This window comes from Staphylococcus sp. EG-SA-2, assembly GCF_017152085.1.
The window spans coordinates 1-2,525 of record NZ_JACYHC010000612.1 but is presented as its reverse complement, the minus strand read 5'-3'; the positions used below and the strand labels follow the sequence as shown (position 1 = coordinate 2,525).

Below are 2,525 nucleotides of genomic sequence, written 5' to 3'. Positions count from 1 at the left end.
CAAAGTGTCTCAACAAGTAAAGCTGACTCACAAAGTGCATCAACGAGTACATCAGGATCGATTGTGGTATCTACATCAGCTAGTACCTCGAAATCGACAAGTGTAAGCCTATCTGATTCTGTGAGTGCATCTAAGTCATTAAGCACATCTGAAAGTAATAGTGTATCAAGCTCAACAAGCACAAGTTTAGTGAATTCACAAAGTGTATCATCAAGCATGTCAGGTTCAGTTAGTAAATCAACATCATTAAGCGATTCGATTTCGAACTCTAACAGTACTGAAAAATCCGAAAGTCTATCAACAAGTACATCTGATTCATTGCGTACATCAACATCACTCAGTGACTCATTAAGTATGAGTACATCAGGAAGCTTGTCTAAGTCACAAAGCTTATCAACGAGTATATCAGGGTCGTCTAGTACATCAGCATCATTAAGTGACAGTACATCGAATGCAATTAGTACATCAACATCATTGAGCGAGTCAGCTAGCACCTCGGACTCTATCAGTATTTCAAATAGCATAGCCAACTCTCAAAGTGCGTCAACAAGCAAATCAGATTCACAAAGTACATCAATATCATTAAGTACAAGTGATTCAAAATCGATGAGTACATCAGAATCATTGAGCGATTCGACGAGCACAAGTGGTTCTGTTTCTGGATCACTAAGCATAGCAGCATCACAAAGTGTCTCAACAAGTACATCAGACTCGATGAGTACTTCAGAGATAGTAAGTGACTCTATCAGTACAAGTGGGTCATTATCTGCATCAGACAGTAAATCAATGTCTGTAAGTAGTTCAATGAGCACGTCTCAGTCAGGTAGTACATCAGAATCATTAAGTGATTCACAAAGTACATCTGATTCTGATAGTAAGTCATTATCACTAAGTACTAGTCAATCAGGTTCAACAAGTACATCAACGTCGACAAGTGCTTCAGTACGTACTTCGGAATCGCAAAGTACGTCTGGTTCAATGAGTGCAAGTCAATCCGATTCAATGAGCATATCAACGTCGTTTAGTGATTCAACGAGTGATAGCAAATCAGCATCAACTGCATCAAGTGAATCAATATCACAAAGTGCTTCTACGAGCACATCTGGTTCGGTAAGTACTTCGACATCGTTAAGTACAAGTAATTCAGAACGTACATCAACATCTGTGAGTGATTCCACAAGCTTAAGTACATCAGAGTCTGATTCAATAAGTGAATCAACGTCAACGAGCGATTCTATAAGTGAAGCAATATCTGCTTCAGAGAGCACGTCTATATCATTAAGTGAATCAAATAGTACTAGCGATTCAGAATCACAAAGTGCATCTGCCTTTTTAAGTGAATCATTAAGTGAAAGTACGTCTGAATCAACATCAGAGTCAGTGAGTAGTTCGACAAGTGAGAGTACGTCATTATCAGACAGTACATCAGAATCTGGTAGCACATCAACATCATTAAGTAATTCAACAAGTGGTAGTGCGTCCATTTCAACATCGACAAGTATCAGTGAATCAACGTCAACGTTTAAGAGCGAGAGTGTTTCAACATCACTGAGTATGTCAACGAGTACAAGTTTGTCTAACTCTACAAGTTTGTCAACATCATTAAGTGATTCCACAAGTGATAGTAAGTCTGATTCATTAAGTACATCAATGTCGACAAGTGATTCAATCAGTACAAGTAAATCTGATTCCATTAGTACATCTACATCATTAAGTGGTTCTACAAGTGAAAGTGAATCCGACTCAACATCATCAAGTGAAAGTAAATCCGATTCAACATCAATGAGCATAAGTATGTCTCAATCAACATCAGGAAGTACAAGTACGTCAACGAGTACAAGTTTGTCTGACTCAACGAGTACGTCATTGTCACTAAGTGCATCAATGAATCAAAGCGGAGTAGACTCAAACTCAGCAAGCCAAAGTGCCTCAAACTCAACAAGTACAAGCACGAGCGAATCCGATTCACAAAGCACATCAACATATACAAGTCAGTCAACAAGCCAAAGTGAATCAACATCGACATCAACGTCACTAAGCGATTCAACAAGTATATCTAAAAGTACGAGCCAATCAGGTTCAACAAGCACATCAGCATCATTAAGTGGTTCAGAGAGTGAATCTGATTCACAAAGTATCTCAACAAGTGCAAGTGAATCAACATCAGAAAGTGCGTCAACATCACTCAGTGACTCAACAAGTACAAGTAACTCAGGATCAGCAAGTACGTCAACATCGCTCAGTAACTCAGCAAGCGCAAGTGAATCCGATTCGTCGTCAACATCTTTAAGTGATTCAACATCTGCGTCAATGCAAAGCAGTGAATCCGATTCACAAAGCACATCAGCATCATTAAGTGATTCGCTAAGTACATCAACTTCAAACCGCATGTCGACCATTGCAAGTTTATCAACATCGGTAAGTACATCAGAATCTGGCTCAACATCAGAAAGTACAAGTGAATCCGATTCAACATCAACATCATTAAGCGATTCACAAAGCACATCAAGAAGTACAAGTGCATC

The 2,525-nt window shown here is 39.0% G+C and carries 1 pseudogene; it reads left to right on the top strand.

The features are described 5' to 3' along the window. Positions 1-2,525: pseudogene (gene sasA / locus IDG60_RS10975) on the top strand (serine-rich repeat glycoprotein adhesin SasA); the annotation flags it as partial.